The organism is Pseudomonas sp. TH32, from assembly GCF_016650855.1.
GTDB lineage: Bacteria > Pseudomonadota > Gammaproteobacteria > Pseudomonadales > Pseudomonadaceae > Aquipseudomonas.
This window is the reverse complement of record NZ_JAEKFA010000002.1, coordinates 5939332-5961512: the sequence shown is the minus strand read 5'-3', so window position 1 is coordinate 5961512 and position 22181 is coordinate 5939332. Positions and strand designations below refer to the sequence as shown.

The following is a 22181-nucleotide window of genomic DNA, read 5'->3' as shown; positions in this document are numbered from 1 at the left end:
CCCGTTGTCTCCTTAGTGTTTACGCGCGACACGTTCGAGCAATGCCGTCAGCTCATCGAGCTTAGCAGAGAGTGTCTCCACGTCATGTTTAGACGGAATGCCGATCCGATTCAAGGCACTTCCAACACGACTATCAAAAGCTCTTTCAACTTTATCCAGTTGCACTTCGACTCGACCTTTGACGCCGAAGACTTCGCTCTTGACTTGATCAATCTGACTGTTGGCCGCATCAAGTTGTTCAATCACAACTTTTTTGCCTTTACTTTCAATATGTTGACCGGTCTTAACGAGTTCCTTGAAGTACTCGGCGCCCTCGCTGCCGACCTTGGCATAAGCCCCCAAACCGGCCAGCCAGATCTTGCGGGCATAGGATTTAACGTCGATCAGGGCGTTAGTTCCGGTAGCAATTTTTTTCTTCAAAATAACTTTGGCCATGGTGCACCTCACGCATAAAGGGGGAGGAACTGCCCACAGAAGTTGAGGGCTTGGGCACAAAGTAGGCAGAAAAATTAGAATCGGCACCCTAAGAAGACCGGAAATCAGGCCAGGGCTTTATCCAGCGCCTTCTCGATTTCGGACTTGATGGTGCCACTCATGGCCGACATCAACAGTCCCAGTTCGACTTCGATGCGCAGGGAATCTTCAGCCACTTTCACGGTGCCTTTTACCCCCGAACGTTTGAGGTTCAGTGTGTCGCCGGCCCACGAAGACTCCAGGCCATATTGCTCCTTGAGTTTGCTCGCCAACTTGTCGGCTTTTTCGCGGGCAGCGTCTTTGCCCAGTGTGTGGGCACGTTCAACCTGTATGCGGGCCATTTGAATGACTCCTCGTTATAGGGACTTGTCGACCCGCCATGCGGCAAAAGGTCTCGGTGGCCACCTATCTTACCTTCAGCCTTGCCAAGACAAAGCATGCCTTGGGGATTAGAATGCCCCCATTCTCTTTTGGTGACAGCGATATGACTGATCAGCGCAAAGGCAGCGATGCCGAACCCACCACTCACTTCGGCTTCAAGAACGTCCCGGAAAGCCAGAAAGCCGAAAAAGTCGCCGAGGTGTTCCACTCGGTAGCCGCCAAGTACGACTTGATGAACGACGTGCTGTCCGGCGGCATGCACCGCCTGTGGAAGCGCTTCACCATCGAGTTGTCGGGCGTACGTACCGGCAACCGCGTGCTGGATATTGCCGGCGGCACGGGCGACCTGGCCGCCAAGTTCTCCAAGCTGGTGGGCCCGACCGGCCAGGTGGTATTGGCCGACATCAACGGTTCGATGCTCAAGGTCGGTCGCGATCGCCTGCTGGACAAAGGCGTGGCGGGCAACATCGAGTTCGTCCAGGCCGATGCTGAAAAGCTGCCGTTCCCGGACAACCATTTCGACTGCGTGACCATCGCCTTCGGCCTGCGTAACGTGACCCACAAGGAAGACGCGCTGCGCTCCATGTTGCGCGTACTCAAGCCTGGCGGTCGCCTGCTGGTGCTGGAGTTCTCCAAGCCGACCAATGCGCTGATGTCCAAGGTCTACGACACCTACTCGTTCGCCTTCATGCCGTTGATGGGCAAGCTGATCACCAATGACGCCGAAAGCTACCGTTACCTGGCTGAATCGATCCGCATGCACCCCAACCAGGAAACCCTGAAGTCGATGATGGTGGAAGCCGGTTTCGACCGCGTGACCTACCACAACATGACCTCGGGCATCGTCGCCCTGCACCGCGGCATCAAGCCCTGATGTTGTTCGCAGGCCTTCTCGCCAGCGTTGAACACGGCCTCAACCGTGTTTTGCGCCTGGACAGCACCGCCCTGGCGCGGCTGGCACACCTGAACGGCAAGATCATCGCCGTGGATTGCACCAGCCCGGCCTTGCAGCTGTTTATCCTGCCCAGCGATGAAGGCCTGTTGCTCGCGACCCACTGGGCCGCCGACGCCGACTGCACCCTGCGTGCTTCCGGCTCCAGCCTGCTGCGCCTGGCCCTGAGCCGGGACAAAACAGCGATCCTCCACGGCCCGGACGTTACGCTCACAGGCGACAGCACGGTGCTGATGGACCTGGCGGCGGTGCTGCAAGACCTGGAACTGGATTGGGAATATGAGCTGTCCCGTTGGCTCGGCCCGGTGGCCACCCAACTGATCAGCGGTCACCTGCGCAGCCGGACGCGCTGGTACCAGCAGGGCTTCGCCAGCCTGAACCAGAACCTCGCCGAATACCTGAGCGAAGAATCGCGCACCCTGGTCGGACAACGGGAAGCGGAAGCGCGCTTTCGTGAACTCGACCAGGCCAAACTCGACCTGGAACGACTTGAGGCGCGCTTCGAGCGCCTGAGCCGCTCCCTGAATTCAAGCGATAACGCATGAAGCTGCTCGCCGTCCGCCGTTTGTTTCGTATCCAGCGCGTCGTAATCCGCTACCGCCTCGATGACCTGCTGTTCGCCCTGCCGCTGCCGTGGTTTCTGCTGGCGGTGCGCTATGTGCTGCCGTGGCGCTGGTTCCCGCGCAAAACCCTCGACCTGAGCCGTGGCGCCCGCTTGCGCCTGGCATTGCAGGACCTGGGGCCGATCTTCATCAAGTTCGGGCAGATCCTCTCCACCCGCCGCGACCTGTTGCCCGAAGACATCGCCGACGAACTGATGCTGTTGCAGGACCGCGTCCCGCCGTTTGACTCGCAACTGGCGGTCACGCTGATTGAAGAGCAGCTCGGCAAGAAGATCAGTGAAGTCTTCAGCCGCTTCGACATTGCGCCACTGGCCTCGGCCTCGGTGGCCCAGGTGCATGCCGCGCAGCTCAAAAGCGGCGAAGAAGTGGTGGTGAAGGTCATCCGCCCGGGCCTCAAGCCGATCATCGGCCAGGACCTGGCGTGGCTGTTCATCCTCGCCCGCGCCGCCGAGCGTTTCTCGGCCGATGCGCGCCTGCTGCACCCGGTGGACGTGGTGCTGGACTACGAAAAAACCATCTACGACGAACTCGACCTGCTGCGCGAAGCGGCCAACGCCAGCCAGCTCAAGCGCAACTTCGAAGGCTCGCCGTTGCTGTATGTGCCGCAAGTCTATTGGGACTGGTGCCGCCCGAAAGTGCTGGTGATGGAGCGCATCTATGGCGTACAGGTCACCGACCTCGCGACCCTGGCCGACCAGCGCACCGACATGAAAATGCTCGCCGAGCGCGGTGTGGAAATCTTCTTCACCCAGGTGTTCCGCGACAGCTTCTTCCACGCCGACATGCACCCCGGCAATATCTTCGTCAGCACCGTGAACCCGTGGAGCCCGCAGTACATTGCGATCGACTGCGGCATCGTCGGCAGCCTGACCCCCGAAGACCAGGACTACCTGGCGCGCAACCTGTTCGCCTTCTTCAAGCGTGACTATCGCCGCGTGGCACAGTTGCACATCGATTCGGGCTGGGTGCCGGCAGAAACCAAACTCAACGAATTCGAAGCGGCGATCCGCACCGTGTGCGAACCGATCTTTGAAAAACCGTTAAAAGATATTTCCTTCGGTCAGGTACTGATGCGCCTGTTCCAGACGGCGCGGCGCTTCAATATGGAAGTGCAGCCACAATTAGTGCTGTTGCAAAAGACCCTGCTGAACATCGAAGGCCTGGGCCGCCAGCTCTACCCGGACCTCGACCTGTGGAACACCGCCCAGCCATTCCTTGAGCGCTGGATGCGTGAACGCGTCAGCCCGAAAACCCTGCTGGGCAACCTGCAAAGCCAGGTCGAGCAACTGCCGCACCTGGCCAATATGACCCGCGACCTGCTGGAGCGCATGTCCCAGCCCCACGCCAAGGACCCGGCGCCACCATGGCACAAGCGCAAGGACGACTGGTTCCTGCGCCTGCTGGGCGCCGCGCACCTGGTGGGCGGCACGATACTGGCCGCCGGCGGGCCGCTGAATGAACTGGGCCATTGGCCGGCCGGCATTATGGTCGCCGTGGGCGTGTATCTGATCGTGCGTCGATAGCCAATCCGGTTATACACTGTCGCAAATTGCCGGAGCCGAAAATGAAAGACTGGCTGGACGAGATCAAGTGGGACAGTGACGGCATGGTGCCGGCCATTGCCCAGGACTACAAGACCGGGCGCGTGCTGATGATGGCCTGGATGAACCGCGAGGCCCTGAGCCTGACCGCCGCCGAGAACCGCGCCATTTACTGGTCACGTTCCCGTGGCAAACTGTGGCGCAAGGGCGAAGAGTCCGGGCACGTGCAAACCCTGCATGAGATGCGCATCGACTGCGACGCCGATGTGGTCATCCTCAAGGTCGAACAGATCGGCGATATCGCCTGTCACACCGGCCGTCACAGCTGCTTCTACCGCGTGTTCGAAAACGGCGAGTGGAAGACCGTCGAGCCCGTGCTCAAAGACCCGCACGCCATTTACTCGGCAGGACACTGAACATGAGCGATACCCTCAACCGTGTGGCCCAGGTGCTGGAAGACCGCAAAGGCGCGGACGCCGACAGCTCCTATGTCGCCAGCCTGTACCACAAGGGTCTGAACAAGATTCTGGAAAAACTCGGCGAAGAATCCGTCGAGACGATCATTGCTGCCAAGGACGCGCAAATCAGCGGCGACTGCAGCGACGTGATCTACGAAACTGCCGACTTGTGGTTCCACAGTCTGGTCATGCTCGCCCAACTGGGGCAGCATCCACAGGCAGTGCTTGATGAACTGGACCGTCGCTTCGGCCTGTCCGGGCATGCCGAAAAGGCCTCGCGCCCGTCCGCCTGACCAACTATTACAGAGGAATTGCAGCATGGGCATTTTTGACTGGAAACACTGGATCGTCATTCTTGTGGTCGTTGTGCTGGTGTTCGGCACCAAGAAACTGAAAAACCTCGGCACCGACGTCGGTGAATCGATCAAGGGCTTTCGCAAGGCCATGAACGACGACGAGAAGCCTGCCGACCCTGCCGTCAACCCGGTGCCACCGGCGCAGCCTGTACACCCGCAGGCCACTCAGCCGATCACTGAACGTCGCACCTTCGACGTACAGGCCGAGCACGTCAAAGAGCAGAACCAAAAAGACTCGTGAGTACTGAATAATGTTTGGTATCAGCTTCTCTGAACTGCTGCTCGTCGGCCTCGTGGCCCTGCTGGTACTGGGGCCGGAACGCCTGCCCGGTGCCGCGCGCACGGCCGGCCTGTGGATCGGGCGCCTGAAACGCAGTTTCAACGCCATCAAACAGGAAGTTGAACGGGAAATAGGCGCCGACGAAATTCGCCGGCAACTGCACAACGAACACATTCTGTCGTTGGAGCAGGAGGCACGGAAGATTCTCTCGCCTGTGCAGGAAACGCCCAAGCCGGTTGAACCTGTGGCCGAGCACTCGATTGCACCGCCTGCCACGCCCGCGCCTGCACCGGTCGCTGAACCCGTGCACCCCGCCGAGCCTGCGCCCGCCGCGCCCGTGACCCCGACCGAACCCGCGCCGACGCCTGCCGTGTCGCCCGCTCCCCACGACCCTACATTGCCGCCGCGAGCCCCATGAGCGCTGATAAACCGGAAACCGACCAGCACATGCCACTGGTCTCGCACCTCACCGAGTTGCGCACCCGCCTGCTGCGTTGTGTCGCGGCGATCTTCATCATCTTTGCCGGGCTGTTTGCCTTCACCCAGCAGATCTACACCTTCGTCTCCACGCCGCTGCGCAACTACTTGCCGGCCGGCGCGACGATGATCGCCACCGACGTGTCGTCACCCTTCCTCACGCCGTTGAAACTGACGATGATGGTCTCGCTGTTCCTGGCGATCCCGGTGATCCTGCACCAGATCTGGGGCTTTATCGCGCCGGGCCTGTACAAGCATGAGAAACGCATCGCCGTGCCGCTGCTGGTGTCGAGCATCCTGCTGTTCTACACCGGCATGGCCTTCGCCTACTTCCTGGTGTTCCCGCTGATCTTCAAATTCTTCGCCGCTGCCACCCCGGCCGGCGTGGAGATGATGACCGACATCACCAGCTACCTCGACTTCGTGATGACGCTGTTCTTCGCCTTTGGCGTAGCGTTCGAAATCCCGGTGGCCGTGGTGCTGCTGGTGTGGATCGGCGTGGTCGACGTCAAATACCTGAAGAAGATCCGCCCGTACGTGATCATCGGCTGCTTCGTGGTCGGCATGATCCTGACCCCGCCGGACATCTTCTCGCAGACGTTGCTGGCCGTGCCGATGTGGATGCTGTTCGAAATTGGCATCCTGTTTGGCAGCCTGGTGAGCAAGCGTGGTGATCACCCGGATGACCAGCCCGCCGACGACGACCAGCCGCCAGCGACCCAGCCGTGAACCTGCTGCTGCTTGAGGAGGCCGACTTTGTCGCGGCCGACCGGGTGGTGCTGCGTGACCGGCGCCTGGTGCATATGCAGGAAGTCCACCGTGCCGCGGTAGGCGACAGCCTGCGGGTCGGGCGTCTTGGCGGCTTGATGGGCAACGCTCGGTTGCTGCGCCTGGAAGCTCGGGAAGCCGAGCTCGAAGTGACCTTCGACCAGCCTCCGCCGGCCAAACTGCCCCTGACCCTGCTGCTGGCCCTGCCCCGCCCGAAGATGCTGCGCCGGGTGCTGCAGACGGTGGCGTCCATGGGTGTGCCACGGGTGGTGCTGGTGAACAGCTATCGCGTGGAAAAGAGTTTCTGGCAGACGCCCTTCCTGGAGCCGGAAGCGATTCGCGAGCAGTTGATCCTCGGTCTGGAACAGGCCCGGGACACGGTGCTTCCCGAGATCGTGATCGAAAAGCGCTTCAAGCCGTTCGTCGAAGACCGCCTGCCTGCCCTGGCGCAAGGCACCCTCGGCCTGGTCGGCCACCCGGGTGACTACCCGCCCTGCCCTCGTGGCCTGGATGAGCCGGTCACGCTGGCCATCGGGCCGGAAGGCGGCTGGATTCCCTACGAGGTGGATCTGCTGGCCAAGGCCGGTTTGCAGCCGGTGCAACTCGGCGCGCGCATCCTGAGAGTCGAAACTGCCGTCACCGCGCTGCTCTCAAGACTCTTCTAAATCCCTCGCCACAAAAACACCCGTCCTACAGAAACATCCGAACCTGCCGATAGCTTCTGAATAAGTCCAAGCCTTGTTCCAGGGGAGTTCGCAGCATGTATCGTTGGTTAGCCGAGAAACTGGGGAATGTAAGCGTCAACCGCAAGCTGGGCATAGGCTTTGGCCTGGTATTGATACTGACCCTGCTGATCACCTTTACCGGCTGGACGGGCCTGAGTGGCGTGATCAGCCGCGGCGACAAGCTGGGCTATATTTCGAGCCTCAACGGGTTGTCCAAGGACTTGCGCCTGGCGCGCCTGGACTTCGAAATGCGGCGGGGCGAACAAGGTACGGGCGCCGTCAACGACCTGATCACACAACTGGACAGTGGCCTGAAAACCGCCGCAGAACTGATCGAGCAACCCGACGACAAGCTCGTCGTGGAACAACAACAGGACGCCCTGAACCAGTACAAGAAAGCCTTTGGCTCCATGGTGCAGGCCGGTCTCAAGCGTGAAGGCGCCCGCAGCAAACTCGGGGACACCGCCGACAACGCCGTGGCAAAAATCAACGAAGTGGAAAAATCCCTGCTGCAAGGCGACAGCGTCACCCTGTTCAACAGCGTGGTCGACTTGAGCAAGCTGATCCAGCAGGCGCGCTTCCAGGTGCGCGGCTACACCTACAGTGGCAAGGTCGAAGCCGAACAGCCGGCCCTGGACGCCATCGACAACGCCCTGAAAAAAATCACCGAGCTCAACGACACGTTGCCTGAGCAATACCGGGCCAACCTGCAAGAGGCCAGCGTTTCGCTGCAGGCCTACCGTGCCGCCGTGAGCCAGTACCGCGATTCCCAGGTGGCCAGCGCTGCCGCGACGAAAATCATGGCGGAGCAAGGCGATATCCTGCTCGACCGCAGCAACAAACTTACCACCTCGCAAACCGTGGTGCGTGACACCGACACCGCCCACGCCAAGAACCTGTTGCTGCTGGCCACGGCCCTGGCACTGGCCTTCGGCATCCTCGCCGCCTGGGCCATCACCCGGCAGATTGTCATCCCCCTGAACCAGACCCTCAAAGTCGCCGAGCGCGTGGCGTCCGGCGACCTGAGCCACAACCTGATCTCCCAGCGCCAGGACGAACTGGGCCAGTTGCAGCGGTCCATGCAGAGCATGACCGTAGGCCTGCGGGAGCTGATCGGCGGTATCAGCGACGGCGTCACCCAGATCGCCAGCGCTGCCGAGCAACTGTCGGCCGTCACCGAGCAGACCAGCGCCGGGGTCAACAGCCAGAAGGTCGAGACCGACCAGGTGGCCACCGCCATGAACGAAATGGCCGCCACCGTGCAGGAAGTCGCCCGTAATGCCGAAGAAGCCTCCGAGGCCGCCGTAGCCGCCGACCAGCAGGCCCGTGAAGGCGACAAGGTGGTGGGTGAGGCCATCGCCCAGATCGAGCGCCTGGCCAGCGAGGTAGGCAACTCCACCGAGGCCATGGGCCACCTCAAGCGCGAAAGCGACAAGATTGGCAGTGTGCTGGACGTGATCAAGTCCGTGGCCCAGCAAACCAACCTGCTGGCCCTCAACGCAGCGATTGAAGCGGCGCGTGCCGGTGAAGCCGGGCGCGGTTTTGCGGTGGTCGCCGACGAAGTACGCAGCCTGGCCCAGCGCACGCAAAAGTCCACCGAGGAAATCGAAGAGCTGATCGTCGGCCTGCAAAGCGGCACCCAGCAGGTGGCGACCATCATGGACAACAGCCGCAACCTCACCGACAGCAGCGTCGAGCTGACCCGCCGGGCCGGCAACGCCCTGGAGAACATCACCCGCACCGTTTCGACGATCCAGGCGATGAACCAGCAGATCGCCACCGCGGCCGAACAACAAAGTGCCGTGGCCGAAGAGATCAACCGCAGCGTGCTCAACGTGCGGGACGTTTCCGAACAAACCTCGGCGGCCAGCGAAGAGACCGCCGCTTCCAGCGCGGAACTGGCCCGGCTGGGGATTTACCTGCAAACCCTGGTGGGCCGCTTCAAGGTCTGACCCTGTCGCGGCGGCCATCAGGGCCGCCGCCATGACAACTTGTGAAATTTCCTACGCGCTTTTCAGGTCGTGAATGACACACCTGGCGCCGAATAAAAGTAGCGTTTCAATTCCCCTGGCCGTTATCAGCCGGACGCTTGAGACGCTCCTTTTGATTCGTTGGAGGTTCACCATGTTTCGTCCACTGACCCGTGCATTAGGCAACATCAGTGTCACCCTCAAACTCTTCCTGGGCTTCGGCCTGGTGCTGCTGCTCAGCCTGGCCATCGCCCTGACAGGCTGGCAGGCATTGAACGCCTCGCTGTTTCGCTCGCAGTCACTGACCGTGCTCTCGCAACTGGCGGTGGTAGGCGAAGAACTGCGGGCCGACCGCATCGTGTACCGCACCCTGAACGACCCGAACAGCCTGACCCGGATCGACCTGCACATAGAGAAAATCGACCGCTACCTGGCCGAGTTGGCGGCACGCCTGGTGCACCCGGCCAGCCTTCAACAAGTGCAAGACTCGAACCGCATAACCGCCAGCTTCAAAACCGCCCTGGGCGGGCTGGCCAACCTGATAGAGCAGCGCGAAAGCGCCCGTGAGCGGCTCAAGAAAAGCTCGGTCCAGGCCAGCGACACCCTCGCACAATTGGCCAGCGACCTGCCCAATCAGGACGATGAAAAGGCCCTGGACGCTGTAGAACAACTGCGCCAGGCCATGGAGAAAGCCGAGGACAGCGCCCAGACCGCCGCCTGGGCGGCCGCTTCACTGGAAGCCTACGGCCAGGCCGTCGCCGATGCATTGCACACCCTCGACAGCGCTCAGACCGCCGTGGCTACGCTGCCCGTGGACGGGACGGCCCTGAAAAGCGCCCTGCTCGACTACCGCAACCAGCTGACGCGCCTCAAGGACGCCCAGCTCACCACTGAAACCACCCAAAACCAACTGGAACAGTGGCTGGATCAGTTACTCAAGCAAAGCGACCAGTTGAGCCAATACCAGACCGAACAGCGTGATCGCGAAGCCGACCAGGCCCGCACCCTGCTGCTCAGTGTCACCGGCGCAGCGCTACTGCTGGGAGCCCTGGCGGCGTGGCTGATCGCCGGCCAAATCGTCACGCCGTTACGTCAGGCGCTGGTCGTCGCAAACCGGATTGCCGAGGGCGACTTGAGCCACGACATCCAGGCCACCCGCGAGGATGAAGTGGGGCAGTTGCAGCGCAGCATCGGGCAGATGACCGTCAACCTGCGGGGTTTGATCGGTGGCATCGGCGACAGCGCCCGGCAGATCGCCAGCGCCGCCGAGCAACTGTCTGCCGTCACCGAACAGACCCGCGCCGGGGTCGATGGCCAGAAACAGGAAACCGAACAGGTCGCCACCGCCATGAATGAAATGCTCGCCACCTCCCAGGAAGTCGCGCGCCATGCCGAGCAAGCCTCACTGGCCGCCACCGAGGCTGACCGGCAGGCGAGCCAGGGTGATCAGGTGGTGGCCGAGGCGATTGTTCACATCGAGCACCTGGCCCAGGAAATGACGCGTTCGAGCCAGGCCATGCAAGGGCTGCAGCAGGAAAGCCGGAAGATCGGCAGCGTGCTGGAGGTGATCAAATCCGTATCGGAACAAACCAATTTACTGGCCCTCAACGCAGCGATCGAGGCGGCCCGAGCCGGTGAGGCCGGCAGAGGTTTTGCCGTGGTCGCCGATGAAGTGCGCAGCCTGGCGCAACGCACCCAGCAATCGGCCGAGGAAATCGAGGAACTGATCAGTGGCTTGCACCGGGGCACGCAGCAGGTCGCAGACATCATGGACAACAGCCGCAGCCTCACCGACAACAGCGTGCAACTGACCCGCCGCGCGGGTGAGGCCTTGGCCGGCATCACTCGGACGGTGTCGGTTATCCAGGAGATGAACCCGCAGATTGCCGCCGCTGCCGAGGAACAAACGGCAGTAGCGGAGGAGATCAATCGCAGTGTGCTGAAGGTCAAGGATGTGTCGGAGCAAACCTCGGCCGCGAGTCAGGAAACTGCGGCGGCCAGCGTCGAACTGGCGCGCCTGGGCACGGATTTGCAGGTGTGGGTGGGCAAGTTCAAGGTCTGAAAAAACCCACGACCAACGCTAACCTGTGGCGAGGGAGCTTGCTCCCGTTGGAGTGCGTAGCGCTCCTATCTTTTTGGGGCCGCTACGCGGCCCAGCGGAGCAAGCTCCCTCGCCACAAGAAGCGTTTTATAGAACCTGGCGCAGAAAGGCTTGGGCCCGGGGATCCTTCGGCGCATCGAAGAATTGCGCCGGGGCGGCATCCTCCAGCAGTTTGCCGTGATCGAAGAACAGCACCCGATCGGCCACTTCCCGGGCGAAGCCCATCTCATGGGTGACGCAGACCATGGTCATGCCTTCCAGGGCCAGGGTCTTCATTACATCGAGCACTTCGCCGACCATTTCAGGGTCCAGTGCCGAGGTGGGCTCGTCAAAGAGCATCACTTTGGGCTCCATCGCCAGCGCGCGGGCAATCGCCACGCGTTGCTGCTGGCCGCCGGAAAGCCGCGACGGAAATTCGTTGGCTTTCTGGGCGATGCCGACTTTTTCCAGGAGCGCCAGGGCCTTGGCCTCGCGCTCCTTCTTGCCGCGCTTGCGCACGACTTTCTGCGCCAGGCAGAGGTTTTCCAGCACGGTCATGTGGGGGAACAGGTTGAAATGCTGGAACACCATGCCGACTTCACGGCGGTAGGCGTTCACGTCGGTTTTCGGGTCTGCCAGTTGCAGGCCGTCGATGCTCACCGAGCCGGAATCAAATTCTTCCAGGCCGTTGAGGCAACGCAGGAACGTCGACTTGCCGGAACCGGACGGGCCGATCACCACCAGCACTTCGCCCTTGGCCACCTGGGTGGTCACGTTATCCACCGCGCGGACTACGTGGCCCCGGGTGTCGAAGACTTTTACCAGATCGCGGACTTCAATCACTTTGCGCGAGCCTCCGCTCAAGCCGGCTGGCGATTTTCGACAGCGGCAGGTTGATCAGCAGGTACAGGCCTGCGACGCAGAACAGGATTTCGAACGGCGAAAACGAGGTAGTGATGACTTCACGGCCGCTTTTCAGCAGTTCGGTAATGGCGATCACCGACACCAGGGAAGTGTCCTTGACCAGGCTGATAAATTGCCCGGCCAGCGGCGGCAACACCCGCTTGAAGGCCTGCGGCAACACCACATGGCGCATCGACTGGCCAGCACTGAGCCCCAGGGAGCGGGCTGCTTCATTTTGCCCACGGGCAATCGACTGCACGCCGGCGCGAATGATTTCCGCCACATAGGCGCCGGTGAACAGCGACAGTGCCGCGATCCCGGCGAATTCCCGGGACAGGTTGAGCACGGTGCCGATAAAGAAATAGAAAATGAAGATCTGCACCAATAGCGGCGTCCCGCGTACCAGTTCGACGTAGATCGTCGAAAGATCGCGCAGGGTCGGGTTATTCGACAGACGACACAACCCGGTCGCCAGGCCGATCAACAACCCGAGCACCCCGGACACCACCGACAACCACAACGTGGTCCACAAGCCCCACAACAACGGGCCAGCGGCCCAATGCCGGGTGACGCCGACCACGTCGCCCTCGGCCACGTCATCGCCCTGAGCCACTTGCAGGCTGTTCCCGGCGACGGTCAGGTGCTGTTCGTTGCCCTCGCCATTACGCAGGGTGACTTCAGCCACATCGCCCTTGCGCACCAACTCGCTGACGGTGGAAATGTCCGACGCCCGCTGGGACTCTTCAGCCTGGTAGACGAAGTACTGCGGCACACGGTTCCAGCGCCATTCGTAGGACATCAGCGAGGTGGCGTAATACAACGCGCCGGCCAGGCCGACCAGCACCAGCACCGTCAGCAGGTGCCAGGGCCATTGGGCTTTTTTCTGTTTCATTTCAGGTTCCGGGATGTGTATCGCCTGGCAAGCCCTATTCGCGAGCAAGCCCGCTCCCACATTAGATCGCGGTCAAAATGTGGGAGCGGGCTTGCTCGCGAAGGGCTCGACTCGGTATTAAGCCAACCTTATTCCATGTCCTTGAGCCACTCGGAGCTCTTGAACCACTTGTCATGGATGCGATCGTAGGTGCCGTCGTTGCGGATCTGGTGCAGGAAGTTGTTGATGAAGTTGATGCTGTCGTAGTCGCCCTTCTTCAGGCCGAACGCCAGGGGCTCAAAGGTGAACGGCTGGTCGAGGAATACCAGCTTGCCGTTGCCGACCTTGTTCACCGCCACCACGTTGTAAGGCGCGTCATACACAAAGGCGTCGGCCTTGCCGTTGACCACGTCGAGCACGGCTTCCTGCTCGTTGTCGTAGCCGTGGTACTTGGCCTTGGAGATCAGCTTCTTGGCCACCATCTCGCCGGTGGTGCCGAGCTTGGAGGTCAGGCGGTACTTCTCGTCGTTCAGGTCTTTGTAGGACTTGATGGTGCCTTCCAGTTCCTTGCGGATCAGCAGGGTCTGGCCGACCACGATGAACGGTTCGCTGAAGTTCAGGCGCAGGTTGCGTTCCTGGGTCAGGGTCATGCCGCTGCCGATCATGTCGAACTTGTTGGTCAGCAGGGCCGGGATGATGCCGTCGTAGCCGGTGGAGATCGGCTCGAACTTGACGCCCATGGACTTGGCCATGGCCTTGAGGATGTCGACTTCAAAGCCGATGATTTCACCGCGCTTGTTGGTCATCTGGAACGGCATGTAGGTCGGGTCCATGCCGACTTTCAGCGTGCCGCGCTTGACCGCATCATCGATGGCGCCGGCGTGGGCCGCATTGACAGCCACCAGTGCGGTGACGCCTAGCAGCAGCATCGAAAGATACTTTTTCATCATCAAGTCCCCTGAACTCATTTTCTTGTGAGGTCGGCGCGCAAAAGGGCTGCACCATTTCGGGGTGCGATCCTAACTCACTCCCCGCCCGGTACAAAGGTTTCACCGGGATTTGTTGCCAAGGTATGACAGAAAAGCCCCACAACCGTGCAGAGAAGGTCACGGCTAGACACCTCGACCCACAGGCCCGCCAATTGCTTGATGTGTAAGCAGTTATGACTATCAGTCCATCTCCCCCATCCAGTCCGAGTCCTTGAACCACTTGTCATGCAGCCGATCGTAGGTGCCGTCCTGGGCCACTTGGTTGAGGAAATGATTGATCCAGTTGAGGCTGTCGTAATCGCCTTTTTTCAGCCCGAACGCCAGGGGCTCATAGGTAAAGGGTTGCTCCAGTGCCAACAACCCACTGTTCTGGGGTTTGGCGATTGCGATCAGGTTATACGGCGCATCGTGGATAAAAGCGTCGGCCTTGCCCTCCACCACCTGGCGCACGCCTTCTTCCGGCGTAGGAAAACTGCGCAGCCGGGCCACACCGAGAAACCTTTTCGCCGCAGCCTCGCCCGTGGTGCCCTCGGCAGCCACGATGCGGTAACCGGCTTCGTTCAAGTCTTCGATGCTGTGGACCTGGTTGGCCAACCGCGGATGCAGCAGCACGGTCTGGCCGACGATGATGAACGAGTCGCTGAAGTTGAGTGTCAGGTTGCGCTCCTGCGTGACCGTCATGCCGCTGCCGATCAGGTCGAACCGACTGGCCAGCAGGCCGGGGATCAGGTCGGTATAGGGCACCGAAACCAGCTCCAGCTTCACCCCCAGCGCCTTGCTCATCTCCCGCAACAGGTCAATTTCAAACCCGATGATGCGGCCCTTTTTGTCGGTCATCTCGAAGGGCACGTAGGTCGGATTGGTACCGACTTTCAGCACACCCCGCTGCACGGCTTCGTCTATGGCCCCGGCGTGTGCCAGGTAACCGCAGGAAAATGTGACGATGCCGAGCCACAGCATCGATAAATACCTTTTGATCATGAAACGCCCCTGTTCCGTTAAACACTCCCACACCCAGCCACGCACAAGTTCGCGTAAACCAGGGGCTTCGAGTCAGATTTCGGGGGCGATGCTAACCCACTCGCAGGCACGGCAATACGCCTCGGAGAAGGGTCTTTTGTTTCGAAATAACAAGGAGTTAGCGTAATGAAGCAGAAGGGAAAAACGACGTAGGACGGTTGCCGAACACGCCCCCGAGGCAATACCTCGGGGGCGTCGGAATCAGGCTGGCTGAGCCTGGGACGACAGTGGTTTCAATGGCAGCAACGGCGCATGCGGATCGGCCTTGACCGATTCCCGCCAGGCATTGAGCCACTCGGCGTGGCCGTCGCTCCAGACCTGCTCATGCAAGCGTGCCAGGGCGACAGGGTCGCTGAGCAAGGCCAGGCGTTCGCTGTTGTTGAGGCCGGCAGGGCCGACTTTCAACGCATGGCGAACACGCTCGACACGCAGCCATTCAATCGGCTCCGCCTGCCCGTGACGGGAAGTCGCCAAGGCGCAAGCGAGGGCGTTCTGCTGTGGATCGACCACCGACCGCACAAAACCGTCATTGAGCGCATGCCAACGGTTTTCGTGGGTGTACTTGTCGGTCGACAACAGCGCCTGGGGCGGGTTGTATTCCTCGGGGATCAAAAACAGGCTCTCGTCGCGGGACTTGAGGCCCAGCTTGACCCGGCTGGAAATCACCGACACCGGGATCGACAGCATCAGCGAACCGACGATTGGCACCAGCCACCACAGGAAGCTTGGGTTCAGCCACACCACCAGCAGTGCCCAGAAGAAACCGAGCAAGGTCTGCGGACCGTGGCGCTTGACCGCCTCGCTCCAGGGCGTGGAGTCATCGTCACGCTGTGGCGAGTTCCAGGTCGCGGCCCAGCCGAGGAACGCGGCCAGTACGAAACGGGTGTGGAAGATCATCCGCACCGGCGCCAGCAACATGGAGAACAGCATCTCCAGCAGCATCGACAAGGTCACCTTGAACTTGCCGCCGAACTCTTTCGCGCCCTTGGCCCAGATCAGGATGATGCTCAGCAGTTTAGGCAGGAACAGCAGCACGATGGTGGTGGAGAACAGCGCCACCGCCTTGTCCGGGTGCCATTGCGGCCACAGCGGGTACAACTGGCGTGGCGCCATGAAGTACTGCGGCTCCATCAGCGTGTTGACCGCCAGCAGGGCCGTCGACAGCACCAGGAAGAAGAACCACAACGGTGCCGACAGGTAAGACATCACGCCGGTCAGGAACACCGCACGGTGCACCGGGTGCATGCCCTTTACCAGGAACAGGCGGAAGTTCATCAGGTTGCCGTGGCACCAGCGACGGTCACGCTTGAGTTCGTCCAGCAGGTTCGGCGGCAGTTCTTCGTAGCTGCCCGGCAAGTCGTAGGCAATCCACACGCCCCAGCCGGCACGGCGCATCAGCGCTGCTTCAACGAAGTCGTGGGAGAGGATCGCACCGGCAAACGCGCCTTTACCCGGCAACGGCGCCAGGGCGCAGTGCTCGATGAACGGCTTCATGCGGATGATCGCGTTGTGGCCCCAGTAGTGGGATTCACCCAGCTGCCAGAAGTGCAGGCCGGCGGTAAACAGCGGGCCGTACACGCGGGTGGCGAACTGCTGCATGCGCGCATACAGGGTGTCCATGCCCGACGCACGCGGCGCGGTCTGGATAATCCCGGCATCCGGCGTGGCTTCCATCAGGCGTACCAGGCTGGTCAGGCATTCGCCGCTCATCACGCTGTCGGCGTCGAGGACCACCATGTACTTGTAGTCACCGCCCCAGCGACGGCAGAAGTCGTCGAGGTTGCCGCTCTTGCGTTTGACGCGACGGCGACGACGGCGATAGAAGATCTTGCCGAAGCCACCGGCTTCGCGGCACACGTCGAGCCAGGCTTGCTGCTCGGCGATGCAGATGTCGGCCTCGTTACTGTCGCTGAGGACGAAGAAGTCGAAACGGTCCAGGTCACCGGTGGCGGCAACCGATTCGAACGTTGCGCGCAGGCCGGCAAATACCCGGGGCACGTCTTCGTTGCAGATCGGCATTACCAGCGCGGTGCGGGCGTCTTTCGGAATCGGCTCGTCACCGGCACTTTTACCGGAGATACGGTATTTATCGTGACCGGTCAGCAGTTCCAGGAAGCCCATCAGCGCGGTCCAGAAACCGGCCGAGACCCAGCAGAACAGAATCCCGAACAGCACCAGGATGCTGGTTTGCAGGGCGTAAGGCAGTACCTGGGTAGCGGTTTGCAGCAGGGTCTGGTTGCGGATCTCGTCAAAGTCGACGAAGGACCAGCCCTGGTACGGCATGATGCCTTTCATGTACCAGCCGGCGACGATCGTCTGGCCGAGCATCAGCACCAGCAGGATATAGCGACGGATCGAACCGACGGTGCGCCAGCGCGCAGCCGGCAACACGCGTTCATCCTTCGGCGGTGCCGGAGGGTTGGTACGACCGGTCAGGCGACGCCAGCCACGCACCAGGATATTGGTGCGCCATGGCTCAGGCACGACCTTGGTCCGACGGATCGGCGGCGTGGCCTTGAGGCAAACCCGGCCGCTGGCGTCGAGCGCCAGCATTTCGGCGTCTTGCAGCTCTTCGGCGGTGTTGAGGGTCAGCCGGGCGCCCACCGACGCCTGGGCGTCGGCAGGTGCGTCGAACGTGGACGATGACAGGCGCTTGTGCAATTCACTGAAGGAATCGCAGCCCGCCAGTTCGGCGCGCTGCTCATCGGTCATCGGTAGATGCGCCAGGTACTCGGCAAGAGTCTCTGGCTGGACTTGAGAATTACTCATCGGCAGGCAACTGATAGCTCCAGGTTTCGGTCAGGACTTGCTCTGTCTTGGCCTGATCCTGGGTAGGGAGTGGTGTGGCTGGGGCCGCAGCTTCCGGCTGCTTGGCGTCCTTGTCCTTGGCGTCTTTCTTGGCCGCTTTCTCATGCTGTTTGGCCAGCACTTTGTCGGCTTTCAGCACTTGAGTCGAAACCTTCTCCGGCTCAGGCGTCACGATGTCCTGGACCAGGGCGGCACGCATTTCAGTCGGCTTGCCTGCGTCCTTGATCTTCATGCGCAGGGTCAGGCGCCAGCCTTGGGTGTGCGGGTTGTAGCGCACGCTGTTTTCAACGATTTCGGCGTTGTCGCCCACGCTGACCTGGCTGCGAACCGGTGCGTCAGCTGGCAGTTTCTTCAGGGACGGGCCCTCGAAGTCCACCAGGTAAGCCACGCTGCCGTCTGGCTGACGGATCAGGTTGGACTGCTTGACGTCGCCGGTGGAACGCAGGGTCTGCTTGACCCAGGCGCTTTCAGGCGAATGGAACTCGGCGTCTTTCAGTGTCCAGTGCAGACGGTAAGCAACGTCCAGCGGCTTGCCGGGCTCCGGCAGTTTTTCCGGGCTCCAGAAGGCAACGATGTTGTCGTTGGTCTCATCGGCGGTCGGAATCTCTACCAGGTCGACGGAGCCCTTGCCCCAGTCGCCATCAGGCTCGATCCAGGCGCTTGGGCGCTTGTCGTAGTTGTCGTCGAGGTCTTCGTAGTGGCTGAAGTTGCGACCGCGTTGCAGCAGGCCGAAACCACGCGGATTTTCCACGGTGAAGTTGCTGACCGACAGGTGTTTGGGGTTGTTCAGTGGGCGCCAGATCCACTCGCCGTTGCCGGCATGGATCGACAAACCGCTGGAATCGTGCAGCTCGCGACGGTAATTGAGGACCTTGGACGGCTGGTTGGCGCCGAACAGGAACATGCTGGTCAGCGGGGCGATGCCCAGCTTGGTGACCTTGTCACGCAGGTACATCTGGGATTTGACGTCGACGATGGTGTCGGTGCCAGGGCGCAGGATCAGGCGATAAGCGCCCGTCGCCCGTGGCGAATCCAGCAGGGCGTAGATCACCAGCTGTTTCTCGCCCGGCTTTGGACGCTCGATCCAGAACTCGGTGAAACGCGGGAATTCTTCGCCGGACGGCAACGCAGTATCGATCGCCATACCGCGGGCAGACAGGCCGTAGACCTGGTCTTTACCCACGACGCGGAAATAGCTCGCGCCGAGCATGGTCATGATTTCGTCTTGCTTGTCGCCCTTGTTGATCGGGTACAGCACACGGAAACCGGCATAACCCAGCTGTTCGGTGGCTTTAGGATCAAACTTGACGTCGCCGAAATCGAAACGAGCCGGGTCGTACTTGATTTCCTGGACGCTGTCGGCGGTGACTTCGTTGATTTTCACCGGTGTATCGAAGTGCATACCCTGGTGATAGAAGGACAGCTTGAACGGGGTGTTCTGATCGGCCCACTCGGCTTTTTCGTTGCGGAAACGAATTTTCTGGTAATCAGCGAATTTCATTTCGCGGAATTCGTTCGGCAAATTGCTGCGCGGAGCTTCGTATTTCTGCCCGGCCAGCTCTTTTGCCTTGGCCGACACATCATCCAGACTGAATGCCCACAGTTGACCCGCGCCGAACAGGCAAAACAGGGCAGAGCCCGTTACCAGTGCGTTTCGTAACCGTTTGGCAGACAATTTTGGTGCATTACAGGGACTAACAATCACGAGCAACCCTCGCCGAAAACAGATCAAAAAACCAACGGCCAGCTATCTATATGCCAGGTTGGCGAGCATTGTTCCGACTCCCATGGGGCTAAATGATTCCCCAATAGCTATCGGACAAGTCTCTACCTAAGTCAAAAATGGACCAATTAACGCTGATCCCCGTAGCGCGCGATTATCTAGTAGCCCGCGAGACAACGCATCAGGGTCAGCGAAGTATTTGTAGCGAAAACCCGGTTTTTTGGGCATCACAAGTCGTTTTCAGTACATTCACGTCTGTAACAGGAAGGTGACCGGCCCGTCATTGACCAAATGCACCTGCATATCCGCGCCAAAACGCCCTGCCGCTACCGTGCCATGCAATTGTTGCGCTTGTAACAGCAGGTAGTCGAAAAGTGCCTCGCCCAACGCCGGCGGTGCCGCCGTGGAGAAGCTGGGACGCAAGCCGCTCTTGGTATCTGCCGCCAGGGTGAACTGCGACACCAGCAGCAAACCGCCGCCAATGTCTTTCAAGGACAGGTTCATCTTGCCCTCGTCGTCGCTGAACACCCGATAGTTAAGCAGCTTATGCAGCAGCTTGTCGGCGCAGGCTGGGGTATCTGACGGCTCGACGGCCACCAGCACCAGCAAACCCTGGTCTATCGCACCGACCACCTGCCCTTCTACCTCGACCCGGGCGCCGCGCACCCGTTGCAAAAGCCCCTTCATGCTTCTTCAGGCGGCAAATCAAGCAGGCGCCGTGCCATTTCACTCGCCGCACGCACCAGCGCATCGGTGATTCCGGGCTCGGAAGCCGCATGGCCGGCCTCGCGAATGATCTGCAGCTCACTGTTGGGCCACGCCTGATGCAGCTCCCAGGCGTTGTCCAGCGGGCAGATCATATCGTAGCGGCCATGCACGATTACGCCAGGCAGATGGGCGATCTTGTGCATGTCGCGAATCAGCTGGTTGGGTTCAAGGAATGAATTGTTGGTGAAGTAGTGGCATTCGATACGGGCGATCGACAACGCGCGCTGAGGTTCGGAGAAGCGCTCGATCAATTGCGGGTTCGGGCACAGGCCCAGCATGCGGCCTTCCCACGTGGACCAGGCCTTGGCGGCGTGCATCTGGGCGATCTGGTCATTGCCGGTCAGGCGCTTGTGGTAGGCGCTGAGCAGGTCGTGGCGCTCCTCCGCAGGGATCGGCGCAAGGTAATCCTGCCAGTAATCCGGGAACAGGCGGCTGGCGCCGGCCTGGTAGAACCATTGGATATCCTGGGGACGGGCCAGGAAGATGCCCCGCACGATCAGGCCATGCACCCGTTCCGGGTGGGTTTGCGCGTAGGCCAGGGCCAGGGTCGAACCCCAGGAACCGCCGAACAGCACCCACTTTTCGATGCCCAGGTGCTCGCGAATCCGCTCAAGGTCGGCCACCAGGTCCCAGGTGGTGTTGTTTTCCAGGCTGGCCCGTGGGGTGGAGCGCCCGCAGCCGCGCTGATCAAAAGTAACAATTCGGTACAGATTCGGATCGAAATAGCAGCGGCTATTGGCGTCACACCCGGCGCCAGGGCCGCCGTGGATGAATACGACGGGCAAGCCTTCCGGGGAACCACTTTCGTCGACGTACAGTACGTGGGTTTCATCGACGGCCAGATCGTGCCGGGCGTAGGGTTTGATCTGCGGGTACAAAGTCTGCATTGCGCGCTCCGTAAGGGGTCGAGTTCATCCCTGGGGGGACGTCTATTATTTTGCCGTCTGGCATCATAAACCCGAATTGTGCAATGAGCATGTCCTGACGGACTTAGACCTGTGTCAGCAGAACTCCACGCAGGTAATCCAGCAGATAAGCGTACAGCCGGTCGACCTCCGGCACCTGGCCCCGGGCCCGCAGGCAGCCGTGAACCAGGCCTTTGCCGGGATACAGCAGGGCCGCCACGCCGGCGGCTTGCAGGCGCTCGGCGTAGAGCATGCCGTCGTCCCGCAGCGGGTCGAACTGGGCGACGGCGATCAAAGCCTGCGGCAACCCGCTGAAATCCGCAGCCAGCAGTGGCATGGCGTAGGGCGACGGTTTGCCCGGCCCCCGCAGGTAGAGCGCCAGGTAGCACTCGGTGTCGGCAGCGCTGAGCAGCGGCGCGTCGACGCAGTCGCGGCGGGACGGCAAGTCGGCGGGGCCGCCCAGGCCCGGGTAGATCAGGATTTGTGCCAGGGGCTGCGGTTGGTGGTCGTCCCGCAGGCCCAGGCACAAGGCGGCAGCGAGGTTACCGCCGGCGCTGTCACCGGCCACCACCAGACGTTGAAGGTTGATGTGGCAAGGCGCTTCACCCGCCTGGATCGCCCGCCAGACCGCACGGCAATCGTCGAAAGCCGCCGGAAACGGGTGTTCGGGTGCCAGCCGGTAATCGATGGCGATCACCAGCACCTGCAGAGCGTCGGCCAGCTCACAGCAGATAAAGTCGTGGGAATCCAGGCCACCCACCACCCAGCCGCCACCGTGCATATAAAGGATGCATGGCCAGCCGCCATCAGGTGTCGGCGTCACCGGTTGATAACTGCGTACGCCCACGCCGCCCAGGGAAACGTCCGACACCTGCAACCCTCCCGGCCGCGCCGGGGTGAACGCCTGGCACATGCGGTCATAGCTCCGGCGCAACCCAGCCAGCGAGGTGTCGTCGCTGGTGAAAGATTCGGTTTTGTCGACAAAGGCGCACATCGGCGCGGAAATCGGGTAGTGGGACATGAAGGTGATCGTCCTGATATGAAGACTCAAAGCACACCACAAGACAAATGTGGGAGCTGGCTTGCCTGCGATAGCGGTGTTTCAACCA

General features: G+C 61.2%; 21 protein-coding genes and 2 pseudogenes. 12 read left to right on the top strand and 11 right to left on the bottom strand.

The window, feature by feature from the left end:
• Positions 1–12 precede the first annotated feature (12 nt).
• Both JFV30_RS31005 and JFV30_RS31000 read right to left on the bottom strand, forming a co-directional pair.
• Positions 13–435 carry a phasin family protein gene (locus JFV30_RS31005; RefSeq protein WP_010169181.1) on the bottom strand — a complete coding sequence of 141 codons (423 nt, stop codon included), beginning with the start codon at positions 433–435 and terminating at the stop codon, positions 13–15.
• Positions 436–539: 104 nt separating this feature from the next.
• Entirely contained in the window at positions 540–815 is a 276-nt protein-coding gene (locus JFV30_RS31000; RefSeq protein ID WP_008439272.1) for a polyhydroxyalkanoic acid system family protein, read from the bottom strand.
• A gap of 143 nt (positions 816–958) precedes the next feature.
• On the opposite strand from JFV30_RS31000, the gene ubiE reads away from it, so the two are divergent.
• The 12 genes and pseudogenes from ubiE to JFV30_RS30945 all read left to right on the top strand — a co-directional run bounded on the left by ubiE (position 959) and on the right by JFV30_RS30945 (position 11067).
• Positions 959–1729, top strand: coding sequence for a bifunctional demethylmenaquinone methyltransferase/2-methoxy-6-polyprenyl-1,4-benzoquinol methylase UbiE (ubiE, locus tag JFV30_RS30995; protein WP_003209306.1), 771 nt, complete (start codon positions 959–961; stop codon positions 1727–1729).
• The gene (locus tag JFV30_RS30990; RefSeq protein ID WP_169386566.1) at positions 1729–2352 is read left to right on the top strand and encodes a ubiquinone biosynthesis accessory factor UbiJ; all 624 of its coding nucleotides are present in this window, start codon (positions 1729–1731) and stop codon (positions 2350–2352) included. Before ubiE ends, JFV30_RS30990 begins: the two co-directional genes overlap by 1 nt.
• Positions 2349–3953, top strand: a complete 1605-nt coding sequence (ubiB, locus tag JFV30_RS30985; protein WP_010169175.1) for a ubiquinone biosynthesis regulatory protein kinase UbiB — start codon at positions 2349–2351, stop codon at positions 3951–3953. Before JFV30_RS30990 ends, ubiB begins: the two co-directional genes overlap by 4 nt.
• Positions 3954–3994: 41 nt before the next feature.
• The gene (gene hisI, locus JFV30_RS30980) at positions 3995–4387 is read left to right on the top strand and encodes a phosphoribosyl-AMP cyclohydrolase (protein WP_201125955.1); all 393 of its coding nucleotides are present in this window, start codon (positions 3995–3997) and stop codon (positions 4385–4387) included.
• A 2-nt stretch (positions 4388–4389) separates the two neighbouring features.
• The gene (locus tag JFV30_RS30975) at positions 4390–4722 is read left to right on the top strand and encodes a phosphoribosyl-ATP diphosphatase (protein ID WP_003209299.1); all 333 of its coding nucleotides are present in this window, start codon (positions 4390–4392) and stop codon (positions 4720–4722) included.
• Positions 4723–4747: 25 nt separating this feature from the next.
• Positions 4748–5026: a twin-arginine translocase TatA/TatE family subunit gene (locus JFV30_RS30970; RefSeq protein WP_003209298.1), complete on the top strand. Its 279-nt coding sequence runs from the start codon at positions 4748–4750 to the stop codon at positions 5024–5026.
• Between the two features lie 10 nt (positions 5027–5036).
• Complete coding sequence (tatB, locus tag JFV30_RS30965; protein ID WP_201125954.1) at positions 5037–5483, top strand: Sec-independent protein translocase protein TatB; 447 nt, start codon at positions 5037–5039, stop codon at positions 5481–5483.
• Positions 5480–6271, top strand: coding sequence for a twin-arginine translocase subunit TatC (gene tatC / locus JFV30_RS30960; RefSeq protein ID WP_003209295.1), 792 nt, complete (start codon positions 5480–5482; stop codon positions 6269–6271). Before tatB ends, tatC begins: the two co-directional genes overlap by 4 nt.
• Positions 6268–6975, top strand: coding sequence for a 16S rRNA (uracil(1498)-N(3))-methyltransferase (locus tag JFV30_RS30955; protein ID WP_201125953.1), 708 nt, complete (start codon positions 6268–6270; stop codon positions 6973–6975). Before tatC ends, JFV30_RS30955 begins: the two co-directional genes overlap by 4 nt.
• A gap of 95 nt (positions 6976–7070) precedes the next feature.
• Positions 7071–8129: pseudogene (locus tag JFV30_RS33775) on the top strand (methyl-accepting chemotaxis protein); the annotation flags it as partial.
• Entirely contained in the window at positions 8115–8987 is an 873-nt protein-coding gene (locus JFV30_RS33770) for a methyl-accepting chemotaxis protein (RefSeq protein ID WP_371317246.1), read from the top strand. The pseudogene JFV30_RS33775 and the gene JFV30_RS33770, both read left to right, overlap by 15 nt.
• Positions 8988–9159: 172 nt before the next feature.
• Positions 9160–11067 carry a methyl-accepting chemotaxis protein gene (locus tag JFV30_RS30945; protein ID WP_201125951.1) on the top strand — a complete coding sequence of 636 codons (1908 nt, stop codon included), beginning with the start codon at positions 9160–9162 and terminating at the stop codon, positions 11065–11067.
• Between the two features lie 126 nt (positions 11068–11193).
• Here JFV30_RS30945 and JFV30_RS30940 read toward each other — a convergent pair whose 3' ends face one another.
• From JFV30_RS30940 to JFV30_RS30900, 9 genes and pseudogenes are all read right to left on the bottom strand, one after another.
• A complete protein-coding gene (locus JFV30_RS30940; protein WP_088423043.1) occupies positions 11194–11928 on the bottom strand; it encodes an amino acid ABC transporter ATP-binding protein in 735 nt (244 codons plus the stop codon).
• Positions 11921–12880, bottom strand: a complete 960-nt coding sequence (locus JFV30_RS30935) for an amino acid ABC transporter permease (protein ID WP_201125950.1) — start codon at positions 12878–12880, stop codon at positions 11921–11923. Before JFV30_RS30935 ends, JFV30_RS30940 begins: the two co-directional genes overlap by 8 nt.
• 128 nt (positions 12881–13008) lie before the next feature.
• Positions 13009–13806, bottom strand: coding sequence for a transporter substrate-binding domain-containing protein (locus JFV30_RS30930; protein WP_010169158.1), 798 nt, complete (start codon positions 13804–13806; stop codon positions 13009–13011).
• A gap of 222 nt (positions 13807–14028) precedes the next feature.
• Positions 14029–14829, bottom strand: a complete 801-nt coding sequence (locus tag JFV30_RS30925) for a transporter substrate-binding domain-containing protein (RefSeq protein WP_201125949.1) — start codon at positions 14827–14829, stop codon at positions 14029–14031.
• 235 nt (positions 14830–15064) lie between these two features.
• A pseudogene (gene mdoH, locus JFV30_RS30920) lies at positions 15065–17637 on the bottom strand (glucans biosynthesis glucosyltransferase MdoH); the annotation flags it as partial.
• The gene (locus tag JFV30_RS30915) at positions 17630–19381 is read right to left on the bottom strand and encodes a glucan biosynthesis protein G (protein WP_342215156.1); all 1752 of its coding nucleotides are present in this window, start codon (positions 19379–19381) and stop codon (positions 17630–17632) included. The pseudogene mdoH and the gene JFV30_RS30915, both read right to left, overlap by 8 nt.
• 267 nt (positions 19382–19648) lie before the next feature.
• Entirely contained in the window at positions 19649–20086 is a 438-nt protein-coding gene (gene dtd, locus JFV30_RS30910; RefSeq protein ID WP_169386573.1) for a D-aminoacyl-tRNA deacylase, read from the bottom strand.
• Positions 20083–21054, bottom strand: a complete 972-nt coding sequence (gene pip / locus JFV30_RS30905; protein ID WP_088423039.1) for a prolyl aminopeptidase — start codon at positions 21052–21054, stop codon at positions 20083–20085. The genes dtd and pip overlap by 4 nt, the downstream gene beginning before the upstream one ends.
• A 103-nt stretch (positions 21055–21157) precedes the next feature.
• Complete coding sequence (locus tag JFV30_RS30900) at positions 21158–22093, bottom strand: alpha/beta hydrolase (RefSeq protein WP_201125947.1); 936 nt, start codon at positions 22091–22093, stop codon at positions 21158–21160.
• Between the last annotated feature and the right edge of the window lie 88 nt (positions 22094–22181).

Excerpts from the sequence above, each read along its gene's own strand:
- pip (WP_088423039.1), bottom strand. The coding sequence starts at position 21,054 with ATGCAGACTTTGTACCCGCAGATCAAACCCTACGCCCGGCACGATCTG.
- JFV30_RS30935 (WP_201125950.1), bottom strand. The coding sequence starts at position 12,880 with ATGAAACAGAAAAAAGCCCAATGGCCCTGGCACCTGCTGACGGTGCTG.
- JFV30_RS30930 (WP_010169158.1), bottom strand. The coding sequence starts at position 13,806 with ATGAAAAAGTATCTTTCGATGCTGCTGCTAGGCGTCACCGCACTGGTG.
- JFV30_RS30900 (WP_201125947.1), bottom strand. The coding sequence starts at position 22,093 with ATGTCCCACTACCCGATTTCCGCGCCGATGTGCGCCTTTGTCGACAAA.
- ubiB (WP_010169175.1), top strand. The coding sequence starts at position 2,349 with ATGAAGCTGCTCGCCGTCCGCCGTTTGTTTCGTATCCAGCGCGTCGTA.
- JFV30_RS30970 (WP_003209298.1), top strand. The coding sequence starts at position 4,748 with ATGGGCATTTTTGACTGGAAACACTGGATCGTCATTCTTGTGGTCGTT.
- hisI (WP_201125955.1), top strand. The coding sequence starts at position 3,995 with ATGAAAGACTGGCTGGACGAGATCAAGTGGGACAGTGACGGCATGGTG.
- tatC (WP_003209295.1), top strand. The coding sequence starts at position 5,480 with ATGAGCGCTGATAAACCGGAAACCGACCAGCACATGCCACTGGTCTCG.
- ubiE (WP_003209306.1), top strand. The coding sequence starts at position 959 with ATGACTGATCAGCGCAAAGGCAGCGATGCCGAACCCACCACTCACTTC.
- dtd (WP_169386573.1), bottom strand. The coding sequence starts at position 20,086 with ATGAAGGGGCTTTTGCAACGGGTGCGCGGCGCCCGGGTCGAGGTAGAA.
- JFV30_RS31005 (WP_010169181.1), bottom strand. The coding sequence starts at position 435 with ATGGCCAAAGTTATTTTGAAGAAAAAAATTGCTACCGGAACTAACGCC.
- tatB (WP_201125954.1), top strand. The coding sequence starts at position 5,037 with ATGTTTGGTATCAGCTTCTCTGAACTGCTGCTCGTCGGCCTCGTGGCC.
- JFV30_RS30975 (WP_003209299.1), top strand. The coding sequence starts at position 4,390 with ATGAGCGATACCCTCAACCGTGTGGCCCAGGTGCTGGAAGACCGCAAA.
- JFV30_RS30990 (WP_169386566.1), top strand. The coding sequence starts at position 1,729 with ATGTTGTTCGCAGGCCTTCTCGCCAGCGTTGAACACGGCCTCAACCGT.
- JFV30_RS30925 (WP_201125949.1), bottom strand. The coding sequence starts at position 14,829 with ATGATCAAAAGGTATTTATCGATGCTGTGGCTCGGCATCGTCACATTT.
- JFV30_RS33770 (WP_371317246.1), top strand. The coding sequence starts at position 8,115 with ATGCAGAGCATGACCGTAGGCCTGCGGGAGCTGATCGGCGGTATCAGC.
- JFV30_RS31000 (WP_008439272.1), bottom strand. The coding sequence starts at position 815 with ATGGCCCGCATACAGGTTGAACGTGCCCACACACTGGGCAAAGACGCT.
- JFV30_RS30945 (WP_201125951.1), top strand. The coding sequence starts at position 9,160 with ATGTTTCGTCCACTGACCCGTGCATTAGGCAACATCAGTGTCACCCTC.